General features: G+C 43.7%; 23 protein-coding genes and 2 tRNA genes. 14 read left to right on the top strand and 11 right to left on the bottom strand.

Annotation, left to right across the window (positions count from 1 at the left end):
• Positions 1 to 56: 56 nt before the first annotated feature.
• The 6 genes from LRM41_RS03065 to LRM41_RS03040 are packed head-to-tail and all read right to left on the bottom strand — an operon-like array spanning position 57 to position 5615.
• On the bottom strand, positions 57 to 341 hold the full coding sequence (locus LRM41_RS03065; RefSeq protein WP_243819409.1) for a hypothetical protein: 285 nt from the start codon (positions 339 to 341) through the stop codon (positions 57 to 59).
• Positions 338 to 931: a hypothetical protein gene (locus LRM41_RS03060; RefSeq protein WP_243819408.1), complete on the bottom strand. Its 594-nt coding sequence runs from the start codon at positions 929 to 931 to the stop codon at positions 338 to 340. Before LRM41_RS03060 ends, LRM41_RS03065 begins: the two co-directional genes overlap by 4 nt.
• Positions 928 to 1503 carry a PilN domain-containing protein gene (locus LRM41_RS03055; protein ID WP_243819407.1) on the bottom strand — a complete coding sequence of 192 codons (576 nt, stop codon included), beginning with the start codon at positions 1501 to 1503 and terminating at the stop codon, positions 928 to 930. Before LRM41_RS03055 ends, LRM41_RS03060 begins: the two co-directional genes overlap by 4 nt.
• Positions 1496 to 2548 (bottom strand): type IV pilus assembly protein PilM, encoded by a 1053-nt coding sequence (gene pilM / locus LRM41_RS03050; RefSeq protein ID WP_146423394.1) that lies wholly within the window; start codon positions 2546 to 2548, stop codon positions 1496 to 1498. The genes LRM41_RS03055 and pilM overlap by 8 nt, the downstream gene beginning before the upstream one ends.
• 57 nt (positions 2549 to 2605) lie before the next feature.
• The gene (locus LRM41_RS03045) at positions 2606 to 3832 is read right to left on the bottom strand and encodes a type II secretion system F family protein (RefSeq protein WP_243819405.1); all 1227 of its coding nucleotides are present in this window, start codon (positions 3830 to 3832) and stop codon (positions 2606 to 2608) included.
• Between the two features lie 4 nt (positions 3833 to 3836).
• Positions 3837 to 5615: a GspE/PulE family protein gene (locus tag LRM41_RS03040; RefSeq protein ID WP_243819404.1), complete on the bottom strand. Its 1779-nt coding sequence runs from the start codon at positions 5613 to 5615 to the stop codon at positions 3837 to 3839.
• A gap of 60 nt (positions 5616 to 5675) precedes the next feature.
• On the opposite strand from LRM41_RS03040, the gene tsaE reads away from it, so the two are divergent.
• The 6 genes from tsaE (at position 5676) to LRM41_RS03010 (ending at position 9490) form a co-directional block, all read left to right on the top strand.
• On the top strand, positions 5676 to 6134 hold the full coding sequence (gene tsaE / locus LRM41_RS03035) for a tRNA (adenosine(37)-N6)-threonylcarbamoyltransferase complex ATPase subunit type 1 TsaE (RefSeq protein WP_243819403.1): 459 nt from the start codon (positions 5676 to 5678) through the stop codon (positions 6132 to 6134).
• Positions 6131 to 6505 (top strand): tRNA (adenosine(37)-N6)-threonylcarbamoyltransferase complex dimerization subunit type 1 TsaB, encoded by a 375-nt coding sequence (gene tsaB, locus LRM41_RS03030; protein ID WP_129635285.1) that lies wholly within the window; start codon positions 6131 to 6133, stop codon positions 6503 to 6505. Before tsaE ends, tsaB begins: the two co-directional genes overlap by 4 nt.
• 153 nt (positions 6506 to 6658) lie before the next feature.
• Positions 6659 to 8149, top strand: coding sequence for a ribonuclease Y (gene rny / locus LRM41_RS03025; RefSeq protein WP_243819402.1), 1491 nt, complete (start codon positions 6659 to 6661; stop codon positions 8147 to 8149).
• The gene (locus LRM41_RS03020; protein ID WP_243819401.1) at positions 8149 to 8676 is read left to right on the top strand and encodes an NUDIX domain-containing protein; all 528 of its coding nucleotides are present in this window, start codon (positions 8149 to 8151) and stop codon (positions 8674 to 8676) included. Before rny ends, LRM41_RS03020 begins: the two co-directional genes overlap by 1 nt.
• The gene (locus LRM41_RS03015) at positions 8676 to 9311 is read left to right on the top strand and encodes a 2,3-bisphosphoglycerate-dependent phosphoglycerate mutase (RefSeq protein ID WP_243819400.1); all 636 of its coding nucleotides are present in this window, start codon (positions 8676 to 8678) and stop codon (positions 9309 to 9311) included. The genes LRM41_RS03020 and LRM41_RS03015 overlap by 1 nt, the downstream gene beginning before the upstream one ends.
• 102 nt (positions 9312 to 9413) lie before the next feature.
• Positions 9414 to 9490: transfer RNA gene (locus LRM41_RS03010), tRNA-Pro, on the top strand.
• 43 nt (positions 9491 to 9533) lie between these two features.
• Here the strand turns inward: LRM41_RS03010 and LRM41_RS03005 are convergent.
• The 3 genes from LRM41_RS03005 to LRM41_RS02995 are packed head-to-tail and all read right to left on the bottom strand — an operon-like array spanning position 9534 to position 13033.
• Entirely contained in the window at positions 9534 to 11045 is a 1512-nt protein-coding gene (locus tag LRM41_RS03005) for a glycosyltransferase family 39 protein (protein WP_243819399.1), read from the bottom strand.
• A gap of 3 nt (positions 11046 to 11048) precedes the next feature.
• Positions 11049 to 11771: a type 1 glutamine amidotransferase gene (locus tag LRM41_RS03000; protein ID WP_178142786.1), complete on the bottom strand. Its 723-nt coding sequence runs from the start codon at positions 11769 to 11771 to the stop codon at positions 11049 to 11051.
• Positions 11771 to 13033, bottom strand: a complete 1263-nt coding sequence (locus tag LRM41_RS02995) for a Mur ligase family protein (RefSeq protein WP_243819398.1) — start codon at positions 13031 to 13033, stop codon at positions 11771 to 11773. The genes LRM41_RS03000 and LRM41_RS02995 overlap by 1 nt, the downstream gene beginning before the upstream one ends.
• 44 nt (positions 13034 to 13077) lie before the next feature.
• On the opposite strand from LRM41_RS02995, the gene LRM41_RS02990 reads away from it, so the two are divergent.
• Together LRM41_RS02990 and LRM41_RS02985 are read left to right on the top strand one after the other, a co-directional pair.
• On the top strand, positions 13078 to 13458 hold the full coding sequence (locus LRM41_RS02990) for a hypothetical protein (RefSeq protein ID WP_243819397.1): 381 nt from the start codon (positions 13078 to 13080) through the stop codon (positions 13456 to 13458).
• Entirely contained in the window at positions 13449 to 15899 is a 2451-nt protein-coding gene (locus tag LRM41_RS02985; protein ID WP_243819396.1) for an AAA family ATPase, read from the top strand. Before LRM41_RS02990 ends, LRM41_RS02985 begins: the two co-directional genes overlap by 10 nt.
• A gap of 69 nt (positions 15900 to 15968) precedes the next feature.
• Here the strand turns inward: LRM41_RS02985 and LRM41_RS02980 are convergent.
• A tRNA-Arg gene (locus tag LRM41_RS02980) sits at positions 15969 to 16045 on the bottom strand.
• Between the two features lie 54 nt (positions 16046 to 16099).
• On the opposite strand from LRM41_RS02980, the gene murB reads away from it, so the two are divergent.
• From murB to LRM41_RS02950, 6 genes are all read left to right on the top strand, one after another.
• Positions 16100 to 17128 carry a UDP-N-acetylmuramate dehydrogenase gene (gene murB, locus LRM41_RS02975; protein WP_243819395.1) on the top strand — a complete coding sequence of 343 codons (1029 nt, stop codon included), beginning with the start codon at positions 16100 to 16102 and terminating at the stop codon, positions 17126 to 17128.
• 38 nt (positions 17129 to 17166) lie between these two features.
• Positions 17167 to 17652 (top strand): prepilin-type N-terminal cleavage/methylation domain-containing protein, encoded by a 486-nt coding sequence (locus LRM41_RS02970; RefSeq protein ID WP_243819394.1) that lies wholly within the window; start codon positions 17167 to 17169, stop codon positions 17650 to 17652.
• Positions 17640 to 18089: a type IV pilus modification PilV family protein gene (locus LRM41_RS02965; protein WP_243819393.1), complete on the top strand. Its 450-nt coding sequence runs from the start codon at positions 17640 to 17642 to the stop codon at positions 18087 to 18089. Before LRM41_RS02970 ends, LRM41_RS02965 begins: the two co-directional genes overlap by 13 nt.
• Positions 18076 to 18921: a PulJ/GspJ family protein gene (locus LRM41_RS02960; protein ID WP_243819392.1), complete on the top strand. Its 846-nt coding sequence runs from the start codon at positions 18076 to 18078 to the stop codon at positions 18919 to 18921. Before LRM41_RS02965 ends, LRM41_RS02960 begins: the two co-directional genes overlap by 14 nt.
• On the top strand, positions 18918 to 20696 hold the full coding sequence (locus LRM41_RS02955; RefSeq protein WP_243819391.1) for an RCC1 domain-containing protein: 1779 nt from the start codon (positions 18918 to 18920) through the stop codon (positions 20694 to 20696). The genes LRM41_RS02960 and LRM41_RS02955 overlap by 4 nt, the downstream gene beginning before the upstream one ends.
• 76 nt (positions 20697 to 20772) lie before the next feature.
• Positions 20773 to 21228: a prepilin-type N-terminal cleavage/methylation domain-containing protein gene (locus LRM41_RS02950; RefSeq protein ID WP_243819390.1), complete on the top strand. Its 456-nt coding sequence runs from the start codon at positions 20773 to 20775 to the stop codon at positions 21226 to 21228.
• A gap of 62 nt (positions 21229 to 21290) precedes the next feature.
• Here the strand turns inward: LRM41_RS02950 and LRM41_RS02945 are convergent, their stop codons facing one another.
• Positions 21291 to 22559: a serine hydroxymethyltransferase gene (locus LRM41_RS02945; protein ID WP_243819389.1), complete on the bottom strand. Its 1269-nt coding sequence runs from the start codon at positions 22557 to 22559 to the stop codon at positions 21291 to 21293.
• Between the last annotated feature and the right edge of the window lie 52 nt (positions 22560 to 22611).

Here is a 22611-nt window from a genome sequence, read left to right as displayed (position 1 = left end):
ATATTAAGGAAGCGATCTGCGGATATAAGCATAACTATATTATAAACGGTTGTGTTTTATTCGGCAAATGGATTGGAGCGACCAGTCGGCAGACTAAATGAGTCGTTTGTTGAAGTTGATGGTCGGAAGTCTTTAATAATTTTCATGGTTTTTTTATCGAAGCTTATTGATGCGGTTTGTGGTTCTTCGGTAGAAACTGCTAAAAGTCCGCTCAAAAGAAATATCGCGATCGCTACGCCTCCGATTACAACAACGCTATATATTATCACATGAAATCGCCACAGGAATTTGGACAGTGATTTTACGATTGGTTCAAGCTGTTCTGATATTGATGGACTCATCGTGTATAAACCTTTACTTCAAGTGATTGGATTGATATTTCATGATTATTTGCACCTCTGGAAATTGACACGCCTAAAAGCTGCATCCGGGTGACATTTTTTTCAATAAGACTAAGGAAATGTAGGAATTTCGTGTAATCTATATGATCTCCCAATTGAATTGATACGAAAGTGCTTTTCACTCCAGCAGGGCTGGCGGGTGTCCGCTTGCTAGATGTCGCCGTCTTAGCGGAAGTTGTTGGTTCGTTTTGGAAAGAGAAAGATTTAATTGGAATGCCAGCGCGGTCGGCGTAGGTATTTAAATCCTTAATAATCTGATTCTGATATTGATAAAGTTTCGATTCTGAGACGATATTCTTTGCTTTTTTAACTGTGTCGGAATTGCGGTCGAGCTGAGATTTTGACGCTAGCAAACTTTGTATTTTTGCATCAACTGCAATTGCTTCTGTTTGCATTTTTCCAACTTCTTCTGATGTTTTACTTAAGAATGAATAGGCGAAAATAACTAGTCCCACCATTGCTGATAATATTATGAGCAATAGTAACGACAGGACAATTCGCGCAATACTGGCATTTAGAACTTTTTTCATTGTTTTAAGACCTCTGGCTTTGGTGTAACGCTAATTGTTATAGTGATTGGATAATCCGCAGGCTTGTCTGACGATTGGCTTCCATCGCTATAAACAACAGTCTCCAAGTGAACGTCACTAAATATTTCTGACTTTTCTAAGCTGGTTTTTATTCGAATAGCGTCATCCTTATTTTTTCCAAGAGCTGTTAATGACAATGGTTTATCTAACGCTGAAGTGTCTAGCGTCAGAGAGTCCAAAACCATACCTGATGGGATGTACTGTGCAATTTTTGGGATAATTGTAGAGTAATGAGCCTCGTTGCTAATTATCGCCTTAGCCGAGTCGAGGTCTTTCTTAAACTCGCTAACTTCTTTTTGTGTCGATTGGTATTGAGCAAGCTTAGCGTTTCCTTCGTCGATGTTGGCTTGAGCTGAGGTGCGGCTATTTTCTAAGAACAGATAAAATCCGCCAATAGTTAAGAATAGCAGGCCTGCAAATATCAACGATATGATGCAGTACCGTCTTAAGATGACGTTTACTCGTCCAGCGCTGATTTGCTTTTTTTCTTGAGGAGGGAGAAGGTTAATCATAAATATCCTCCTGCTTGATTAAGGCTAGACCTGCGACTGGTGATAGCTGGGAGCGAAGCTGTTTTGCCGGCTGCTCTAGTCCATCGAAATTCAGCATTTGCCACGGACTTGCCACGCGCGCTGGCATTAATAGCTCGTTTGTGAAAAAATCACCAATTCCTGGTAAATTACCGCCGCCGCCGACTATGAGAATTTGCTCGATTTTTTTCTCATCAGGGAAGCGGTCTGTGTAATATCGCATAACGCGCTTAACTTCATTGGTCATTTTTTCCAAACTTGGGTGCAAGGCTCCTGCGATTCTGGCTTGCCTTGGACCAGGATTTAATCCGTTTAATACCTTAAATTGATGAGCTGTTTCAATTGGTACATTCATTTTTTTAGCTAAATTTAAGGTGAGTGAATAGCCGCCAACATTTAAGCCGCCCGTCACACGTATATCAGAATCTAGAATTGCAATATCTGTAGTTGATGTGCCTATGTCGACAATAACAGTAGGAAGCATTCCTTCTTCTGTGCGCTTCAGAAGTCTAGCGATTGCGCTGATGTTCGGCTCAATTATCGCAACTTCCAGACCACATTGTTTTGTGGCGTCTAACATGCTGTCGATCATTTTCTTCGGTGCGGCGCACATCAATACGCTAAGTTCATCTTTTGTGCGATTGATAATCCGATAGTCCAAATAAAGAGAATCTAACGGAGCTGGAATATATTGTTCGGCTTCCAAATTTACCGCACTGCGAATATTACTTTCTTCTTTTACGGGCAGGCTAAATGTTCGCGAAAATGTTCGGTTAGTTGGTATGCCCAGCGCTACGCGATTGCTGTTAATTTGTCCTACGACGTTTTTCTTCAATAACGTTTTGATGTTCTGCGCCAAATATTCAGTGTTGTCTGTAGAATTTCCGTCGCTTTTTTGAGAATCGAGGTTAATCGATCCATATCCATGAACCAGCATCCGATTTCTGTCAATCGACATTACTTTTATGCTTGTTCGGCTGATATCTAGGCCGATAATTGGTTTTTTTCTATAAAATATGCTCGACACGTTATTATTTTCCCACCTATATGTCAGTATTATAGCATAAGCTTTTTTGAAAAACTATTATTCCTTAACTTGACCCGCCATACTTGTAATTGGACCCATGACGCTGACCGCCACTAGGGCAATAACAACACCCATTGCGACAATCATCACCGGCTCAATAATAGAGCTAACGCCGTCAATCGCGGTGTCAACCTCTTCCTCGTAAAAGTCAGCGACTTTAACTAGAACCTTATCGGTTTGGCCGGTTTCCTCGCCGACAGATAACATTTGCGCAACAATCGGCGGATATAAATCATCTCGTTCGGCAATAATTTTTGACAAAACTTCACCGTTTTGGACTCGCTTAGTAGCTTCTTTTAGGGATTTTTCATAAGCGACATTTCCGACGGCACGCGAAGTTACGTCTAATGCTTCAAGCACAGCCACGCCCGCGCCGATAAGAGCAGAAAAGGTTCGAGTAAAGCGAGCGATTGCCACCTTCTTAACAATTGGACCGACAGCTGGAACTTTGATGATAATATTGTGAAATTTTACGCGACCTTTTGGGGTTTTAATATAGCGAATCAATAGCCAAATGCTTCCGACAAATATTGGAATGATTATATACCAAAACGACACTACGAAATCGCTGATTCCGAGCATAATCTCAGTAAGCATTGGTAGTTTAGCGTCAGGTCCGCCCATATCTTTAATGGTTTTACCGATGACCGGAATGATGAAGATCATCAGGATAAAGAAGGCAATAATTGTGATGATTAAAAGGACAATTGGATATGTCATGGCGCCTTTAATTTTTTTCTTCATGGATGAGTTTTTTTCTTGTTGTAGGGCTAGACGCTTTAAGATGTCATCCAAAATACCTCCAGTTTCACCCGCAGCAACCATATTCACGTAAATATCATTGAAGGTCTCTGGATGTTTGCTTAGGGCATCTGCGAAAGACATGCCGCCTTCAATGTCTTTAATCACAGCGTTGATCGTGTCTCGGAAATTGGCGCTTTCGGCGTGTTTTGCCATAGAGTTAAGGGAACGAAGAATAGGAACGCCAGCTGAAACCATGGCGCTTAATTGACGAGTAAACATCACCAATTCTTCAGTCTTGGCACCTTTCTTTTTCTTGCCGAAAGAAAAACTAAGCTCTTTTTTTGCGCCTTTTTCTTCAATTTTTATCAATTGTCCGCGTGACCTCAAATTATTAATGGCAGATAGTTTGTCGGCTGCTTCAATCGTTGAAGAGACGGTCTCTTTCTTTTTATTGACAAGCAAATATTCAAAAATTGGCATAATGTTACTCCCTTGTTGCCCTCAAAACTTCGTCCACGGTGGTGATTCCGCGCAGTGATTTAATAAGTCCGTCCATATGCATTGTCACCATGCCTTCGGAAATCGCTTGATCTTGAATATCGTTGCTGGTGGCGTTGGCGGTAATCATTTTTTGGATAGGGATGGAAATGCCAAGAACCTCGTAAATGCCAACGCGACCCTTGAATCCGCTATGTCCACACTTGTCACAACCTTCTGGGTTCGGCCTCCATAAGTGTTCAATTCCTGAATCTGTTGATCCCATGGGCGTGTCGCCACCAATTTTATCCTCAAAAGCCTGTTCTTCGAGGTTGTGAATTTTTTTAATCGACTCGGTGTTTATCTTAAACATCTCGGTGATATACTTTATTTCTTCTTCGTTTGGAGTATATTCTTGGCGGCAATTCATACACAGGCGCCTAACTAGTCGCTGTCCAATCACCGCCTTCACGGTTGAAGCGATCAAGAATGGCTCAATTCCCATATCCAGCAGACGTGGCAAACATGTTGCAGCGTTATTTGTGTGTAGAGTGGAGAACACCAAGTGTCCAGTTAGCGCCGCTTGAACGCCAAGGTTTGCGGTTTCGCCGTCGCGAATTTCTCCGACCATGATGATATTTGGGTCTTGGCGGAGTAGGGCTCTTAGTCCTGAAGCGAAGGTCATCCCGGCTTTGGCGTTAGTTTGGGTTTGATTGACTCCTGGGATTTTATATTCCACCGGGTCTTCAATTGTGGAAATATTGACATCTGGAGTATTGAGTTCAGACAAGACGCTAAACAAACTGGTCGATTTTCCCGATCCAGTCGGTCCAGTCACCAGGATCATTCCGTTCGGCTGAGCCATTGCGTCTTTTACAGTTGCGAGCGACAGGCCCCAATAGCCAAGCTGATCCAGTTTAACGGCCTGGTTCGATTCGTCCAAAATACGCATGACCACTTTTTCGCCGTCAGCGATTGGCAATGTCGAAACGCGAAGCGCGTATTGTTTTCCTGAAACTTTTATCTTAAATCGACCGTCCTGCGGCACGCGGCGTTCATCAATTTTCAGATTAGAGAGAATTTTAATGCGGCTCACCAAAGCGCCGTGAACGTTTCGTGGCAATTTGTTAACTTCCTTCAAAACACCGTCAATTCGGTAGCGAACCTGAACATAATCTTCGCGCGGCTCAATGTGAATGTCGGAAGCGTTGGATTTTATGGCGTATTCCAGCAACAAATTAACAGTTTGGGCAATTGGTGAATTCTCCGCAAAATCGTCTTGACTAACGTTTTGGTCTTCTGCAGACGCGTCTTTTTGGACTGCAATAACTTCGTCAAGCTCGGCGTTAATATTGCCGCGATAATTTTCCAAGCAGTCCAAAATATTGCTTTTTGTCGCTAGGAAAACCTTAGTGTTGTAGCCAATTTCTTTCTGAATAAAGTTCAACGCCTGCACGTCGTCTGGGTCTTCCATCGCAAGTGACAAGCTGTCGTCCTCATTTTTCTCAAAAAGCACAACATTATACTGGCGCGCGATATGTTCAGGAATTCGTTTCAACACATCTTCGGGAATATCCTTTGGCTCAATTCGCACGAAAGGTACGCCAATATAATCGCCGATCAACTTTGTCAAATCTTCCTCAGAAATGACTTTTTGTTCAATAGCGGTTTCTTGTAATGTTTGCTTCGACCGTTCAGCGATCAATTTCAAATCAGCAAGCTGCGGCTCATCAACAACCCCACCTTGTTTCAGAATGCTCTCAATTGTCTGGTCTGAAACACGCATAACTCTTATGATTATTGTACTATTATCGCCAAAAAAAAGCTAGCATAGTATAATATAAGAGTGAATATTTCTAGTGAAGAGAAAATGCGAGAATTGGGCGTGGCAATTGGTCGGGCTGTTTCTGGCGGGGAAGTTCTGGAATTGGTCGGCGATATTGGCGCGGGGAAAACCACATTGACGAAGGGAATTGCGCAGGCTTTAGAGATTGACGAGCCAGTTCAGAGTCCAACTTTCACGATTTCGCGTGTGTACGATTCGCCTCGCGGTCTGAGTTTGGCGCATTACGATTTTTATAGATTGGGAAATGCTGGAATTATGAGCGAGGAGATTCGCGAAGTGGCGGCTTCTAATTCGGTTGTTGTAGTTGAATGGGCTGGCGCTGTCGATGATGCATTGCCGAGTGATCGGTTGGTGATAAAAATTACTGCGATTAGCGAAGAAGGGCGGCTTGTGGAATTTTATCCTGGCGGCAAAAAATCTGATGAACTTTTGGGAAAAATAAAGGAGAATATGGCGTGATAATTTTATTGGACACTTCAACATCAACATGTTTTTTGACAATAGTCAATGGAGAAAATCGTCAGGATTTTGAGTGGGAAGCTGGGCGAACGTTGGCGCGGAATTTGTTGAAATTTTTGGAAGAAAAGACTGGCGATTTGCATCTGATAAGCGGCATTGGCGTGATGAAAGGACCGGGAAGCTTTACGGGGCTGAGAATTGGTTTGACGGTTGTGAACACTTTGGCGGATAGCTTGAATATTCCTATTGTTGGTGCGATGGGTGACAATTGGCGTGATTTGGCTTTGGGCAAATTGCGTTCTGGCGAGAATGAAAAAATTGTTATGCCAGAGTACGGTGCTGCTGCGAATATCACTGCGCCGCGAAAATAATTTTTATAGCCCAAACCGTCAAAGCCGTGTATAATTAAATTACGGCGGTTTGTGATTTTTGATTCGCCGAATTAGATAGTTTGAAGTTGATTGGCTGTTGATATTTTTCCTTGAGACGAACACTCAGGGGCGGCTGATCGGAAAGGAATGATAATGATAGAAGTAATTATTGCCGCGGCTATTGGAGCTGGCGCGGGTGCTGCTGGTCTTGTTGGATATCAGAGAACTCGCCAAATTAACGGTAAAAATCAGATTGAGCGAGATCTGGCGGATGCGAAAACTAAGGCGAGCGACATCGTCCTTAAGGCTAAGGACGAGGCGCTTAAGATTGAAAACGAGCGTCGCAAGGAATGGCAAAAGACCGAAAATCGCTTGGCGGATCGCGAGAGGACTCTGGACAATAAGCTGGAAGAGCTTGATCGACGAGCAGAAAAATTGCGCGCACATGAGGATGAAGTTGATAATCTTAAGAATGAAATTCGCGATATTCGCACACGTCAGCAGGAAAAGCTTGAAAAAATCGCTGGCCTGAAAAAGAAGGACGCTGCTGATAAGTTAATGCAGATGACTGAGCGTGACATTAAGCAAGACTTGGTCGGTTTGGTGTCAAAATTACAACATGACGCAATGGATGACGCTGAAGAACGGGCGCAAATGATTTTGGTGACTGCAATGGAACGAATGAGCAGTGAAGTTACCGCTGAGCGCACGGTGACTGCAGTCAAACTGACTGATGACGAGATGAAGGGTCGAATTATTGGCAAGGAAGGGCGTAATATTCAGGCGCTCCAGCGCGAAACTGGCGTCGATATTTTAGTTGACGACACACCTGGCATGATTATTTTGTCGAGTTTTGATCCTGTTCGCCGACAAGTGGCTCGTCTTAGTCTTGAGATGCTGATGAAGGATGGTCGTATCCATCCTGCGCGCATCGAAGAGGTTGTTGCTAAAGCTAAGAAACAGATTGAAAAAGAGGTTCGACAAGCCGGTGAAGATGCTATGCGTGAAACTGGCGTGATTGGTATTCCGAAGGAGATGCTATTGCTTCTTGGTGAGTTGAAATTTCGTACCAGCTTCGGTCAGAACGTCCTGAAGCATTCGACTGAGATGGCGCAAATTGCGGGGATGATCGCTGAAGAAATCGGCGCGGATGTGCGCATTACAAAGATTGCTACACTTCTTCATGACGTCGGCAAGGCGGTGTCACATAAAATCGAGGGTAAACATCATCACATTGGGGCGGAATTGGCTCGTAAATATGGCATGGATGAGAGAATTGTTCACGCAATCGAAGCGCACCACGATGATATCGAAGCGACAACTCCAGAGGCGATTATTGTTCGAGTTTGCGACGCGGCTTCGGCGGCGCGTCCGGGTGCGCGTAACGTTTCCGCTGAAAACTTTGCAGAGCGAATGCGTGATTTGGAAAATGTCGCCACCAGCTTTGAGGGAATTGATAAGGCTTATGCGATTTCTGCTGGTCGTGAAGTTCGTGTGATCGTGAAGCCTCAGACGATTGATGATTTGTCGGCGATTAAATTGGCGCGAGATATTGCGACGAAAATTGAGTCGACAATGCAATATCCTGGCACCATTAAGGTTAACGTGATTCGCGAAACGCGAGCAATTGAGTTTGCTAAATAATGAAATTTACAGATGAAGAGCGACAGGCTTGGCTGGCAAGTTTGGATAGGCGTTTTTCCAGTGCGGCGGTGTTAATTGAAAATGAGCAGGGCGAACTATTGATCGTCAAGGCTGGCTATAAAGACCATTGGTCGCTGCCTGGTGGCATTGTTGACGCTGGAGAATCCCCGTTGGAAGCGGCGGTGCGCGAGGTGAAAGAAGAAGTCGACATTCAAGTCGATCCTAAGGATCTGAAACTTGCCATGGTTGCTTCGCGTCATTCTGATGAGTTTTTGACGCATCAATTTGTGTTTTTTACAAAGTTAGAAAACGATGCTTTTTCTGAGATAAAATTGCAGGAATCGGAAATTGTGGCTAGTAAATTTATTGCCAAAAATGAGGTTGATTTTGAAGACATGTCGCTGCTCTGGGCAATAAGATTTTGGGCAATTGATAAATTCGGTTACGTAAATACGAAAATTATTGATAATGACGGCGTGAAAAAAGAAGTTGTAGATTTTTTTGCGCCGATGATTGGAGGGAAATAATGGGAATATTAGTTATTAGTCGGCACGGTGAGAGTGAATGGAATCTGCTCGGTAAGTGGACTGGCTGGACGGATGTTAATTTGACGGAAAAGGGTCATAATGACACAGTGCGATTGGGCGCTTTATTGAAAGACTTGTCATTTAATGAAGCTTACACTTCATCATTAAAACGCACACAACAAACTTTGGCTGCGCTACTCGAAGGATGCGGAGTCGAAAATCTACCAACAACGCATGCAACTGAGTTAAATGAGCGTGATTATGGCGATTTGACTGGAAAAAATAAATGGGAGGTTAAAGCGGAGATTGGCGAAGAGGCTTTTAATGGTATTCGACGCGGTTGGGATTATCCAGTACCGGGCGGCGAAACTTTGAAAGATGTTTATGCACGGGTTGTTCCATATTTTGAGCAAGAAATTTTGCCGAAATTGCAGAATGGTGAGAATATTTTATTGGTGGCTCACGGCAATTCTATTCGAGCTTTAATTAAACATCTCGACCAAGTTCCAGAAGCCGAAATGGCGAATGTAGAGATGCCATTTGGTCGATTACTGGTTTATACGTTCGAACCCGGTCAATCTTTGCCAATCAAAAAAGAAGTATTGTCGGTTGAGATTGAAGCCGTGAATGCTTAGCTGTTATATTTTTAGTGATCTCTTTTAAGTTTTATGGGATTTTCCTGTACTTATTTAGCGATATATGTTAAGATAGATCAGAGCGAATGATAGAGATATCTTCGGGGTGTGGCGCAGTTGGCTAGCGCGCGCGGTTTGGGACCGTGAGGTCGAAGGTTCGAGTCCTTTCACCCCGACCAATTGAAATCATTCAACGTATTAAAATAACTGGTGTTTAACCAGTTATTTTTTATTTTCGTATAGTCCAATAATCAAGTCGCCATCATGGAATTCTTGCTTTATTTGCCAATAGGGTGGAACTTGTTTTTTATATTCGTCATATGTTTTTTCGCGAAGAATAAGCCAGATTCTCGACGCTTTTACTGATTCTAATGAACTAATTTCTGGAGTATTCAATTTTTTAATTAATCCCCATTCGCCAACCCAACCTAGCTCTTCTTTCGGCTTCAGAAGTATAATTTCTTTATTTGTGCGGTTGTAATAGGAAGTGTGAAAGTAAGTGTAGATTTCACCAGAGATAATAGCATCACTACTCTGGATATTTTCATTTATATGATTCATGGCTGTGCTGGTGTTGTTCCAGGATGATTCCGCAATATTTTTACCGCCAATATGCCACATGTAATGACCAATAAATAATGTCAGGACAATAGATATTCCAATAGACCACCATTTTTTATTAGAAAAAATAAGCCCGATGAATACCGCAATCAAGCCGTAAAACGCCGGCGCTGAATAAGTGAAGTATCGATCTAAGTAAACTGGTCGACCCTGGCTGAGTATGTAAACGATGATCATCGGTAGCAGCAACCAAATTGTTAAAATCCAAATTGCTGCTTGGTATTTTGAGTGTTTTTTGGCTAGGATGAATGAAATTACGATTATAATTGGCGGCAGTAGCAGCCCAAAATAGCGAACAATTCTATTGTCATAAGTTAAGAACATTGATAATGTTGTCGGGATGGTAAATTTAGTGACTTCGGGAATCCAGAAGCCGCCGCTTACCCGGCTGGTTTGGGAGATCATAACTGGTAGCCAGGGAAGGAATAGTAAAAAGCATGTTCCTGCGGCAAGCCAAACGTTTTTGTCCTTAAATATATTTTTTATGGCAGTGTGATTTCCGCCAAGTTTTAGACAAATATAAACAAAATGTGCCGGTAATATGAGCGCTAGAAAATACTGAGTATAAAGACCGAGTGCTACTAAAATTCCGTATAGCGCCCACCAGAACTTCTTATTTTTGTGCTCGACTGCCACGACGAATGCGTAAGTCATTGCTACGGCTAAGAGTGCCGCCAGTGCATACATTCGAGCTTCGTCGCTATAGCGAATTAAGAACGGTCCTAGCGCTGCTAAAAAACTTCCAAATACGGCAATTCTTTTAGAGAAAAGTTTTTGGAGTAATAGAAATAACAGAGCAATTGTCAGAACTCCGCACGTAACACTAAATCCTCTGAGTGAAGCTACGGAATTGCCGAAAATCGATTGCCAAACGTGTATGATAACGTAATAAAGCGGCGGGTGGACATCCGTGGTTGTGATGGCGATAATTTCTCTGATTGGCTGCTGAATGATGGCCGCCGTATATCCTTCGTCATGCCAAATGTCAGCTTTTGTTAAATAGGCAAGTCGAACGTTGATGGCTAAAATTAAGATTGGAATTAGCCAAATCCAACCGGGCATTTTATGAAGAAATGCATATAGCTTTTTAAGATATATACGGATTTTTTTCATGAATTATCTGGATAATTTTAACGCTATCTCTCTCGCTTTATTCGCTAAAGTATCGTCAATTTTTCCCAATCCCGAGTCTGAACTTACGCCGCGTCGCTCTAGCGCCTCGCCAATAAGAAAGTCTGCAATTTGCGGGTTTTTAGGTAGAATCGGACCGTGGAGGTAAGTGGCAATGATATTGTTATAGCGAACACCTTCGTTTGCGTCGGTCATATTATTACCAGCGCCTTTAATAACTTGCCCAAGAGGTTTGGCGGTCTTATCTAAGAAAGTTTGTCCGCTGTGATTTTCATAGCCAACAATATCGCCAAATTCCTGGCTTCTAATGACAATGTTACCAATCATCCGCTCGTCGCCAGCAATCGTTTCAATCGGCAGAATGTTAGCGCCAACAATTTCCTCGCCCTTGAGTGTTCGGAAAAATCGACCAAATAATTGGTACATTCCGCAAATCATTAACATCGGCACACCGTCTTTTGCTAATTGTCGCAGTTCATCAGCTCGCGCCAGAAGATCATTTTGGATAATCGTCTGCCCAGAATCTTGTCCGCCGCCGCCGACAAAAATATCAATTTTAGAAAAATCCGTTGAATCGCCTGGATTGTGATCGATAATCTCAACTTCGAAGCCGCGTCGCTCCAGCCGTTTTTTTAGGACTAGCGTGTTGCCCCAGTCGCCATAAAGATTCATATCTCGCGGATAAAGTTGCGCAATTGTTATTTTCATTATGATATTTCCTCCACGTCGGTTTTTTCGCTCAGTAGGCGACGAATTGCTGTCATGGCTGTGTAGCTACAAAAAATCTGTTTTGGCTCGTCGGGATTAGTATTAATGAAATCTTCCAGGGCTTTCGAAATATTGGTGTCAATTTTCCCAATTGGAATGTCATCATATTGAAGCCGCAAAGCCATATCGTAAGCACGCACGCCGCTGATCATTGCTACGTTTTTTAATAGCGAAAAATCGACGTCCCAGAACCAACTTACATCTCGTCCGTCGGCGTAATTGTCATTAACGGCGATCATCGTAGCACTATTATTTTTGGCGAACGACAGAAGTGCCAGCCGAAAGCCGCTTGGATTTTTCACCAAAATAAGCTCAATTGGCGTGCCATTCAGGTAAATCGTTTCGCCACGACCAAACGCCGGCTTTATATTTTCCAGCGCAGATAAAATCGTATCGGTAATTTCCGGTCCCGCTATTTGTCGAGCCAGAGCAACCGCCGCCGCCGCATTGAGAAGATTGTAAACTCCAGTGAGTTGCAGATCTACGTCAATTTCTTTATTGTCAATTTGAAAAGTTGCCTGTTGAGCGTTAATTTTTTTCAATAAGACATCGGCAACTACGCTTTGATTTGCGACCGCGGTTCCGTATTTTAGAGTGTCGTCCGTTGGCATCAATTGAAGTAATTCGCTGGTTGTGCCGAAGAAAGCTTTTTTAGCCTGAATATGTTCGCTAATCTTAAAAATTCGCGGATCGTCGCGGTTGAGAACGACAGTGTTGCTGGTTGCTTCAGCTATTTTTTGAAGCAATGCGGCTGTATTGTCGATTTCTCCAAATCTGTCCAATTGATCGCGCATAACATTCAGAAGCAGGGAAAAGCGCGGACGAACAATTTGCACAAACTTAACCGCCCAAGCCTCGTCCAGTTCCAGAACTGCAATGTCGGCATCCAGCTTGCCGCGGATATTAACCTCGTCAAGTAGCGCCGCTGCCACGCCTCGGGAAAAATTGCTACCAGTGCGATTGGTGAAGACTTTCAGTCCGACTGATTCCAGCAACTCTACGACGATTTTTGTCGTCGTCGTTTTCCCATTCGTTCCGCTGATAATCACCACGCCTTGCGGTAAATCTGCCAACGTTCTTTGAATAAATTTTGGGTCAATTTTTTCAATCACCAAACCCGGCAAGGCTGAACCGCCACCGCGTAATTTAGCGACTTTCTTGACGCTTTTGCCAATAATAGTACTAATCATCTGTCTTGCCATATTGTCTATTATACTCTGCCGGGTCGATGTGCTACAATATCAATATGTTTTTGGTGGGTATCTTTCAGTGGTGGTATGGCAATGGCTTGTTGCAATATATCCGACAAAGTTTTCTGAGCGTTTTACGAACCGCAGATTTTTTCTCAGTCGGGCTACTTTTGAAAACCTTATTCAATCCGTTTCGCCAGATTTCAGCCGCTCCGGTTGGCGGCGACTTATCTGTGCAGCTATCTGCGTTTTTTGACAAAATGTTTTCGCGAGTAATTGGCGCGGTGGTGCGCTCTATGGTGATAATTATTGGAATATTGATGATATTGCTACGATTTTTGTGGATGATTGTAGGAATTATTATGTGGCTGGCGCTGCCGCTGATGCCGTTTATCGGAATTATTTTATGGCAATTGGGAGTTTCTGTATGGAAATAGAGCCGAGATTTAATTACGACAGTTTACGATCTCAGAAATCGCGATTTTCTGTAAGGTTTGGCAATGCTTGGCATATCGTGGCGATAGCTGTAGGTATTATGATGGTGCTACTTGGTTTGTGGTTGTTGATTGAACACGGGGCGATTGGCTGGCTATTATTTGGTCTGAGTGGTCCAATGATTATGGTGTCGATTTGGTGGGAAAAAGATCTTAAGACGGCGGAAATTAGTAAAAATCCTAAGACAATTGACGATGTGATGGCGGCGGACGTTTTGGGCAAATTGCCGCGCAGACCGACGCCGATTGATATTGCTGAGGCGATTACAGGCACGCGAGCCGGGCAATTTTTGGCAGTGCGGCTGGGTTTGACACCGAATTTCTTGCGCAATATTTCCGTCGACGATCCGAATCGAACGGAGCAGATTTGGAAAGCGGCGATTGAAATTTGGCAGAGCACGGAAAGTCCGAAGATTACTAGCGCGGTTTTGGCGGCGGCGATAGTGAAGCAATTGCCACAGCACGATTCTTTGCTGGCGAATATGAAGATCGATTTTCATGATATCGAGGAGGCTATTCGATGGTATGAGCGAATAAAGGCGCTGATTGATCAATATAAAGAGAAGCCGCTAAATACTGGCGGAATTGCTAGGGATTGGTCTTTTGGTTATACGCCACTGCTGAGTCGATTTGCTCAGAATATTAGCGTCAGTGTATCTGGCGGCGCGTTTACAACTAAGTTGGCTGCGCACGAGGAGGCGCTGGGGCAGATGCTTAAAACGTTTAGTTCTGGCGGGCGGCAGAATATTACGCTGGTTGGTGCTGACGGTGCGGGAAAAAGTACTGTCGTGTCGGCGTTTGCGGAAATGCTGATTGACGGGCATCGAGGCGTTCCTGGTTCGCTGATGTATCAGCAAATTTTTATGCTGGACGCGTCGTCGTTGATCAGCGTAGCGTCGGGTCGCGGGGAATTGGAAAATCTAGTTACGATGATTTTGAACGAGGCTTTTCTGTCGAAAAATGTGATTTTGTGTCTGGACAATGCGCAATTATTTTTCGAAGAAGGCGTTGGTTCGGTTGACTTGAGTAATGTGTTATTGCCAATTCTGGAGGCGGGCAGACTTAGGACGATTTTAACGATGGACGATCAGCGATTTTTGCAAATTTCTCAGACTAAGCCACAGCTTGCTCACGCTTTGAATACAATTGCAATTCAGCCGTCAAACGAACCTGAAACTATGAAAATTATGCGCGATCAATTGGTTTTATTTGAGGCGCAGCACAAAGTGACATATATGTATCAGGCGCTGGCGGAGGCGTATCGTGTTGGCGATCGCTATGTTCAAGATTTGGTGATGCCAGGTAAGGCGTTGAAAATTTTGGAAGCGGCGGCAAGTTATGCCAGCGGCGGGCTAGTGACCGCGCAATCTGTGGATGACGCGATCGAAAAAACTCTTGGCATAAAAATTTCGGTAGCATCTTTGAGCGACGAAAAGGAAAAATTGTTAAACTTGGAGTCATTAATTCATCAGCGAATGATCAATCAGACGCGAGCCGTGACAGTTGTTTCTGACGCTATTCGCCGCGCGCGCACAGGTGTTAGAGATCAGAATCGACCGATTGGCGCATTCCTATTTCTTGGTCCGACTGGTGTTGGTAAAACGGAGCTTTCTAAAGCTTTGGCGGATGTTTATTTTGGCGGTGAAGGCAATATGATTCGCTTGGATTTGAACGAATTTGTCAGGCCGGATGACGTGGCTAGGTTAATTGCGGATGGCGCGCGAGATCCAGGGAGTTTGACTGCTCAAGTTCAGAAGCGTCCGTTCTCTGTCGTGCTTTTGGACGAAATTGAAAAGGCTCATCCTCAGGTTCTGACGACGCTTTTGCAGCTTTTGGATGAAGGAATACTTCGTGATGAAAACAACCGAGAAATTAGTTTTCGCGATACGATTGTAATTGCGACGTCAAATGCTGGCGCGGATAGAATTCGTGAATATATTGAGCGAGGCTATCAATTGGAGCAATTCGAGCAGACATTTATTAACGAGTTGATTAATGCCAATTTATTCCGCCCAGAATTCTTGAACCGTTTTGATGAAATCGTTTTGTTCCGTCCACTAGGAAAAGAGGAGTTGTTGCAGGTTGTTGATTTGATTTTGGCGGGAGTCAATAAAACCTTGGCGCCGCAAAAAATTCAAGTTGCGGTCGAGGAAGAAGGTAGGAAATTGTTGGTCGAGGCTGGCTATGATCCAAGATTGGGAGCTCGCCCGATGCGCCGCGTTGTTCAGCGAGCTGTCGAGAATACCGTCGCTAAGCAAATGCTGGCGGGAACTGTCGCGCCTGGCTCGACCACAATTATCACCGCTGATCAAATTCGCCAAATTTTAGGTTCACAATCTGCGCAAATATCGCCAGAGATTCAGAACCCGCCATTGAATAGCTAGCCCAGCCGCTCGACTGGTGTTTTTATGGTGTAGTCATAAATAAAAACCCGTCATAATGACGAGCTATTTTGGTACACCCGGCAAGATTCGAACTTGCGACCCCTTGGTTCGAAGCCAAGTACTCTAATCCGCTGAGCTACGGGTGCGTATGAAGTTATTATATCATAGATGACGGTCGAGTAAAATGATATACTATATGCATGGACGTCATGACTAATATATCACTGAAACAATACACAACTATGAAATTGGGAGGTGAGGCTCGCTATATGGCGACAGCGGATTCTGCTAGTGATGTTGTGTCGTTATATCGTAATGCCCGAAAGGAAAATTTGCCAATTTTTGTGTTGGGTGGTGGCAGTAATGTGATTACGCATGATGAGGTTTTTGAAGGGATTGTACTGTTGAATAGGATTAAAGGTTTTGAGATTATCTCTGAAGCTGACGAAACAACTGATGTGAAAATTGGTGCGGGCGAAGTCTGGGACGAGGTTGTTGAGAGGGTTATTGGACTTGGACTTCAGGGAATTGAAGCTATGTCGGGAATTCCTGGAACGGCTGGAGCTGCGCCGGTCCAGAACGTTGGGGCGTACGGTCAAGAAATTGCCGACACGTTGATTAGTCTGGAGGCTTACGATTCAAAAACCGACACAATTGTAACTATTTCTGCTGATGAATGTGACTTTTCTTATCGAAACAGTATTTTTCGCGACAAGGAAAAAGGGCGATATTGTATTCTGAATATTACTTTGCGACTAAATAAAGCAGAGCCGAAACCGCCATACTACGCTTCTTTGCAGAAATATATTGATGAAAATGATATTCGTGAGGTCAATTTGTCAGTGATTCGCGTGGCAGTTCTTAATATTCGTTCGGAAAAATTGCCAGACCCAGCGGAATTGCCAAGTGCAGGCTCTTTCTTCAAAAACGCGCTGGTTGAAAAATGGAAATTGGAAGAGTTGCAAAAAGAATATAGCGACATTCCAAATTATGCAATGTCTGACGGAAGATATAAAATCCCGACAGGTTGGTTGATAGATAAGGCTGGCTTAAGGGGTTATCGCAGTCACGGCATGCGGGTTTATGAGAAGAACGCGTTGGTGCTTGTGAATGATTCGGCAACAGGATATGATGACTTGGCGGCGATTCGTGAGGAAATTGTGCAAATTGTCTTTGACAAGTTCGGTATAAAAATTGAGCAAGAACCGCTAGAACTTTCCCGACAATAAGCATATGCTTTTTTGTAGATTTGCGCTACAATATTGATATGAATCGTGGGACGGGTGGCTATACGATAGTTGAAGTGGCAGTGGTTATTGTGGTTGTGTCGATTTTGGCTAGTATCGCGTTTGTTGGTGGCGGAAGATTTTTGAATTTGACTAGAGATCAGGAGCAAAAAGCCGATGTATCTGAGTTGTCTTTGAGGTTGGAGCGATATTACAAGTATAAAGATGTTAGTTCTATTGGACACGAGTATCCTTCCTGCGCTGATCTTATTAAAAGTTTTTCGTCAATTGTAGGAGGTGATTCTCTGAAAAAGGAGATGATCAAGTGTAATCGTAGTGATTGGTCTGGCGGTAGCAATGGCGAATTGTTGTATGAGGCAGCAAACATAGACGATGGAGATTGCACGAAGTCAACTTCTGGTCCTATAACTGACGTGACGGCGGCAACTTGCGTGAAATATAACATTATATATAAGGAATTTTCGACGGGGTCGGAAAAAAGGGTGAATAGTATATGGCGCGACTAGTGAGAAAAAGCGATGGATTTACTATTGTCGAAGTTGCAGTTACTCTGGTTGTTATTGGTATTTTCATGGCTGTTATATTAAGTATGCAAGCGCAAGTTAGCCAGATATCGGTTTTAAGCGCTCAGCATAATAAAGCGAGTCTTCTGGCATATAATAATATGCGTCGTTACGCGAATGATTCCGCCCCGTCATGGTTTAAGTGTAATACGGCGTCGTCGAACACTAGGTATGAAGTTACAAGAACTACTGGTAATGTCGATGGGCTTCCTGGGGTGGTCAGTCAACAAGTATATGCATCAGCGCCATACGGATGTAAGAATGGAACAATTAGCTTGGGGATGCCGATTAAAGTGGAGTCTATCGTAGAATATGGATTGCCAAGCTCCGGCGTGGGTAGTGGAAAGAAGGTGGTACATGCGACATATGTGGCGTTCTAATGAGAGTGGTTTTACTGTAGTAGAACTAGCCCTGGTGATGGTCATTGTCGCGATGGTCGTCGGCGTGTTTAGTCAGATGTTAATTTCAGCAAACCAAAGCGCGTCTATCAGCAAGGCAAAAGTCGAGATTAGCCGAAATATGCACAATTCCATGGATGCAATTGAAACTGACGTACGTCAAGCTTCGCGCTTTAAGGTGAGTAGTTATGATGGAGAGGATACGTTTGCTACCGATAAAAATTTCTCTGGTGCGACGCCCAGAGAATGGAGATATAGAAGTAATCCGTATTCAAGTAGCGCCATTACTGATCCCGAAAAGAACTCACTTATACTGCTTCAATATGCTACAAATATGGGTCGAGGTGCCGATTCTAGGGAGATTGTGTATCTAAGAACTCCGAAGTTTGACTGCGGAGCAAATAAGACTCAGCAACCGAAGTATAAAAAAATAGTCATATATTTTTTGAAGAATGGAGAGTTGCATCGACGGACTATCTATAATGATTTAGTTGATTTCTCCAGTTACCCTCCAGCGCCATACTCAGGGTCTGCTGCGGGATATTTCTGTATGAATAGCCTGGATGCTGATAAGTTTAAAGATCGAGCCATGAAGCTTCGCGAAGATTCGATTTTGGCGACTGGAGTTTCGGAATTTAAGATTAATTACTATGATGGAAAAACGCTGATAAGCAAAAATAGCGACGCTCCAGATAGCGATAAGAAAGCTCTTGATGGTGCGGATAATGTAGAAATTACTCTGACAATTCAATCACCTAGCAAGCAAGTTTCCGATTCTCAAACATTAATGATACGAAAGATAAATAACTTATGATTCAACGAAAAAATGGCTATTCTTTGGTGCTAATTGTACTTATGAGTACTTTCATATTGGCTCTTTTGGCTGGTGCTATGAGGGTTGTAACTCAGTCATACGTCTACTCTCAGGAAGAGTATTATTACAAGTTAGCCCAAGAGGCTGGTGAGGCGGGTACGGCGTATGCTAACGCCTGCTTGGATTCTAATGGAGCTGAGCAATCATGGGGTTCGGTTCCTGGTGGAATTGGTCCGCTTCGTCCAGAAACCAATTGTAAGGGGGCTGTAGCTTTTCCTGGTAATAGATATGTATTTGAGAATAGCAAGTTAAGAACGACTTTTGAAGTTGGCAATTTGGAGGCTTCGACTAGAAGCGCGGCTCTGTCGGCTGCTACCGCTCAAATCTCATCTACTGGTCGCGTTGAAATAACAAATGGTAGTAGCACAGTCCTAAAAACTTATACTGCTGTTGTAAAGAAATCAGTTACTTGGCCAGCTGATATTGACGCAACGCGTACAGTAAGCGGCACTTATCGTACGTGCTCTATATTGTCGAATAATGTTTGGTGTTGGGGCAATAATGACAAGTATGAAAGTAATGAATATACTATGGGTCAATTGGGCGACGGAACTACTGTTAGTTCTAATGTCCCTGTGAAGGTGCGTTCTGTGGGCGATATGAGAAATGGGAAAATTATTGATATATTTGCGGCACAATTTCATAGCTGTGTATTGACTGAATTTAGTTCTGTCAGGAAGATATATTGTTGGGGTAATAATAAATTTGGACAACTAGGTAATGGAGATTTTGGCGAAGGTAAATATTCTAGTGTTCCAGTCGAGGTTAAACCGCCTACTGGCGCGCTAGCTGCAGATTTTGCTGGAAATAATATCAGTGCAATTGGAGGAACCGGCGATGTTTCGTGTGCTATTGCTGCAGGAAAGGTGTATTGTTGGGGCAGTAATAGTATGGGTCAATTGGGTTACGGCAGCCCCGGCAGCCCTAAGTCCAGCGCAACGCCAGTGCGTATTAACTCGGGCGGCCCCGACAGGCTTCCTAATAATTATTTTGCTACTAAGTTATCAACTGGCGGATCTCGTTCACAAACTATGTGTGTTATAACCACTGAAAAAAGAGCTTACTGTTGGGGGCAAGCTAGGTATGGGCAGCTGGGTATTGGTGCGACGCATTATATCAGCTATGGTAATGCTACCAGAGTTAAGGACTTGGAGGATGTGACTGATATATCTCAAGATGGATACACTTGGTCGGGCTCTCCCGATTATGTAACTCACACCTGCGCTATTGCTGCGGGTAAAGTGTACTGCTGGGGTGGCGCTGGGCGCGGACAGGCTGGATCTCCGGGGAGTGGCTCTCCTAAAAAGCATATTGAGCCGAGGTTGGTCGGTGGTTTGCCTGGAGTGGCGCTGCAGGTTGAGGTTGGCATTGCTCATTCTTGCGCCTTGGTGAACGATGCTGGTACTAAGAAAGTCTATTGTTGGGGCGATAACAGATTGGGTCAACTTGGAGCAAATAGGACGGACATTCAATATTCATTTACTCCTCAGTCGGTTAATGTTGGTCCAAATGGACTTCCTGCTTCAGAGAGTGTAGTAAGTTTGTCCGCTGGGGCAAACCGCGGCTGTGTAATTATGTCGGACAAGCGCTCTTACTGTTGGGGATTGAATGATAATGGGCAGATTGGTGACGGAACTTCAGGTAGTGAAAATAATAGGTTCAGCCCAACGGAATCTTTATTCTTGCGTCCAGTGCAGAATAGATATATATATTAAAAATGCTTGCGCTTTTAAAAACGTTGTAGTATTATCAAGTTACAAGTCAAACTAACAATTTAGGGGGCACATTATCGTGACTACAAAGAATATCAAAAATCAAGGTTTTACACTAGTTGAGCTTTTGATCGTTATCGTGATCATCGCAATTTTGACAGTTGTTTCTTTGGTTGCATACAACGGTTTGCAAAACCAAGCAAAGACATCTGCTGCTAAATCTGCTGCTGACGCTGTTGCTAAGAAAGCTGAGCTATACAATACAGCTAAGAGCAAGTACCCATCTAGCTTGGCAGACTTAACAAGTAAGACTGTTACTTCTGGCACTTCTTCTGTTTCACAGACTGGCGAACCATACTACTTAGACGAGAGTACTGTTAGGTCTGGTAGCGTATCTAGCGCTCCTTCAGAGGCTAATACTATTGAGTATGTTCCATGTCCGACTACGGGTGATGCTACGGGTGCGCACGTTAGGTACTTTAACTTCTCCAGTAACACAGCAGAAGAGCGAACAGTCGGTACTTGTGCTTCGTAATTAGGTATAGGTAATAAAAAACTCTGGCATTAAGCCAGAGTTTTTTTATGTGCGGGTTTATATTAAATATCGCGTAGAGTATGGCAGAATTCCATAACTTCTTTACGTAGTTCAGCCAACGCTTCGTCATTGTCACGATTATCTATTGACTGCTTCATCCATTCCGCGATTTTTTCCATGTCGTCTTCTTTGGCGCCTCGCGTTGTGACAGCTGGAGTGCCTAGGCGAATGCCGCTTGGTCTGAATCTTGGTAGTGGGTCATTTGGAATTGCATTAGCATTCAATGTCAGACCAATTTTATCCATGGCGATTTCCGCTTCCTTGCCATCAATGCCAAAACTGCTGTGAATATCTGCCAGAATTAAATGGTTGCTGGTGCCGCCAGTTACTAGCTTAAAGCCGCGCTTTTGCAACTCTTCCGCTAGTCTTTTCGCATTTTTAACAATTTGCTCGGCGTAATCTTTGAACTCTGGCTGCAAGGCTTCACCGAACGCTACGGCTTTTGCAGCGATGGTGTGCATGTGCGGTCCGCCTTGTGTGCCAGGAAATACTGCTCGATCAATCAACGTAGGTAAATTCTCAAGAGTTTTCTCTGGTTTTTTCAATGGATTGCCAACTATTCCTCGACTAAGAATCAGCCCGCCTCGTGGTCCACGTAGAGTTTTATGAGTTGTTGTGGTGATTACATGAAAGCCATAGTCGAACGGGTTTTTGGCAACGCCACTAACAATTAGTCCTGCAATGTGGCTCATATCTGCCATTAGCATAGCGCCGACTTCATTGCCAATTTCAGCAAATTTTTCGTAATCTAGCTCTCGTGGATATGCCGAAAATCCCGCCAAAATGATCTTTGGTTTGTGTTTAAGTGCCAATTGACGAATTTCTTCATAGTCAATTTCGCCAGTGTCGATATTTTTTATGCCATAGCGAATGAAGTTGTACTCTCTGGCGCTACGAGTAACTGGAGCTCCGTGTGTAAGATGGCCGCCGTGAGCCAAATCCATAGCCAGAATAGTGTCGCCGGGCTCGCACCAAGCGTAATAAACCGCCTCATTAGCTTGCGCTCCAGAATGTGGCTGGACGTTAGCGTGATCTGCTTTGAAAAGTTTCTTAGCGCGGTCAATTGCCAGCTGTTCGACTTGATCGGTGTTTTCTTGTCCGCCGTAATAACGTCGACCAGGGTAGCCTTCTGAATATTTATTAGTGAAAACACTACCGAGCGCCTGAAGTACATCTGACGAAACGTAATTCTCGCTAGGAATTAGTTCCAGGCCGTCCGTTTGGCGCTTTTTTTCTGCTTTTATAAGTTCTTCAATTTGCTTGTCTTTCATGACTAAACCTCCGTTTATACTTATTATATCATTGCTTATATATATCATCAGT

Source organism: Candidatus Nanosynbacter sp. TM7-087, from assembly GCF_022828365.1.
Taxonomy (GTDB): domain Bacteria; phylum Patescibacteriota; class Saccharimonadia; order Saccharimonadales; family Saccharimonadaceae; genus Nanosynbacter.
The sequence above is the reverse complement of the archived record's forward strand: the minus strand, read 5'-3'. Positions and strand labels throughout refer to the sequence as shown.

Bases quoted from the DNA above. Each gene is read 5' to 3' on its own strand.
- LRM41_RS02955 (WP_243819391.1), top strand. From the start codon at position 18,918: ATGATTCAACGAAAAAATGGCTATTCTTTGGTGCTAATTGTACTTATG.
- LRM41_RS03005 (WP_243819399.1), bottom strand. From the start codon at position 11,045: ATGAAAAAAATCCGTATATATCTTAAAAAGCTATATGCATTTCTTCAT.
- murB (WP_243819395.1), top strand. From the start codon at position 16,100: ATGGACGTCATGACTAATATATCACTGAAACAATACACAACTATGAAA.
- LRM41_RS02965 (WP_243819393.1), top strand. From the start codon at position 17,640: ATGGCGCGACTAGTGAGAAAAAGCGATGGATTTACTATTGTCGAAGTT.
- LRM41_RS02990 (WP_243819397.1), top strand. From the start codon at position 13,078: ATGTTTTTGGTGGGTATCTTTCAGTGGTGGTATGGCAATGGCTTGTTG.
- LRM41_RS02985 (WP_243819396.1), top strand. From the start codon at position 13,449: ATGGAAATAGAGCCGAGATTTAATTACGACAGTTTACGATCTCAGAAA.
- LRM41_RS02970 (WP_243819394.1), top strand. From the start codon at position 17,167: ATGAATCGTGGGACGGGTGGCTATACGATAGTTGAAGTGGCAGTGGTT.
- LRM41_RS02945 (WP_243819389.1), bottom strand. From the start codon at position 22,559: ATGAAAGACAAGCAAATTGAAGAACTTATAAAAGCAGAAAAAAAGCGC.
- LRM41_RS03040 (WP_243819404.1), bottom strand. From the start codon at position 5,615: ATGCGTGTTTCAGACCAGACAATTGAGAGCATTCTGAAACAAGGTGGG.
- LRM41_RS03065 (WP_243819409.1), bottom strand. From the start codon at position 341: ATGAGTCCATCAATATCAGAACAGCTTGAACCAATCGTAAAATCACTG.
- rny (WP_243819402.1), top strand. From the start codon at position 6,659: ATGATAGAAGTAATTATTGCCGCGGCTATTGGAGCTGGCGCGGGTGCT.
- LRM41_RS03060 (WP_243819408.1), bottom strand. From the start codon at position 931: ATGAAAAAAGTTCTAAATGCCAGTATTGCGCGAATTGTCCTGTCGTTA.
- LRM41_RS03000 (WP_178142786.1), bottom strand. From the start codon at position 11,771: ATGAAAATAACAATTGCGCAACTTTATCCGCGAGATATGAATCTTTAT.
- LRM41_RS03055 (WP_243819407.1), bottom strand. From the start codon at position 1,503: ATGATTAACCTTCTCCCTCCTCAAGAAAAAAAGCAAATCAGCGCTGGA.
- LRM41_RS03015 (WP_243819400.1), top strand. From the start codon at position 8,676: ATGGGAATATTAGTTATTAGTCGGCACGGTGAGAGTGAATGGAATCTG.
- LRM41_RS02960 (WP_243819392.1), top strand. From the start codon at position 18,076: ATGTGGCGTTCTAATGAGAGTGGTTTTACTGTAGTAGAACTAGCCCTG.
- LRM41_RS02995 (WP_243819398.1), bottom strand. From the start codon at position 13,033: ATGGCAAGACAGATGATTAGTACTATTATTGGCAAAAGCGTCAAGAAA.
- LRM41_RS03020 (WP_243819401.1), top strand. From the start codon at position 8,149: ATGAAATTTACAGATGAAGAGCGACAGGCTTGGCTGGCAAGTTTGGAT.
- LRM41_RS03045 (WP_243819405.1), bottom strand. From the start codon at position 3,832: ATGCCAATTTTTGAATATTTGCTTGTCAATAAAAAGAAAGAGACCGTC.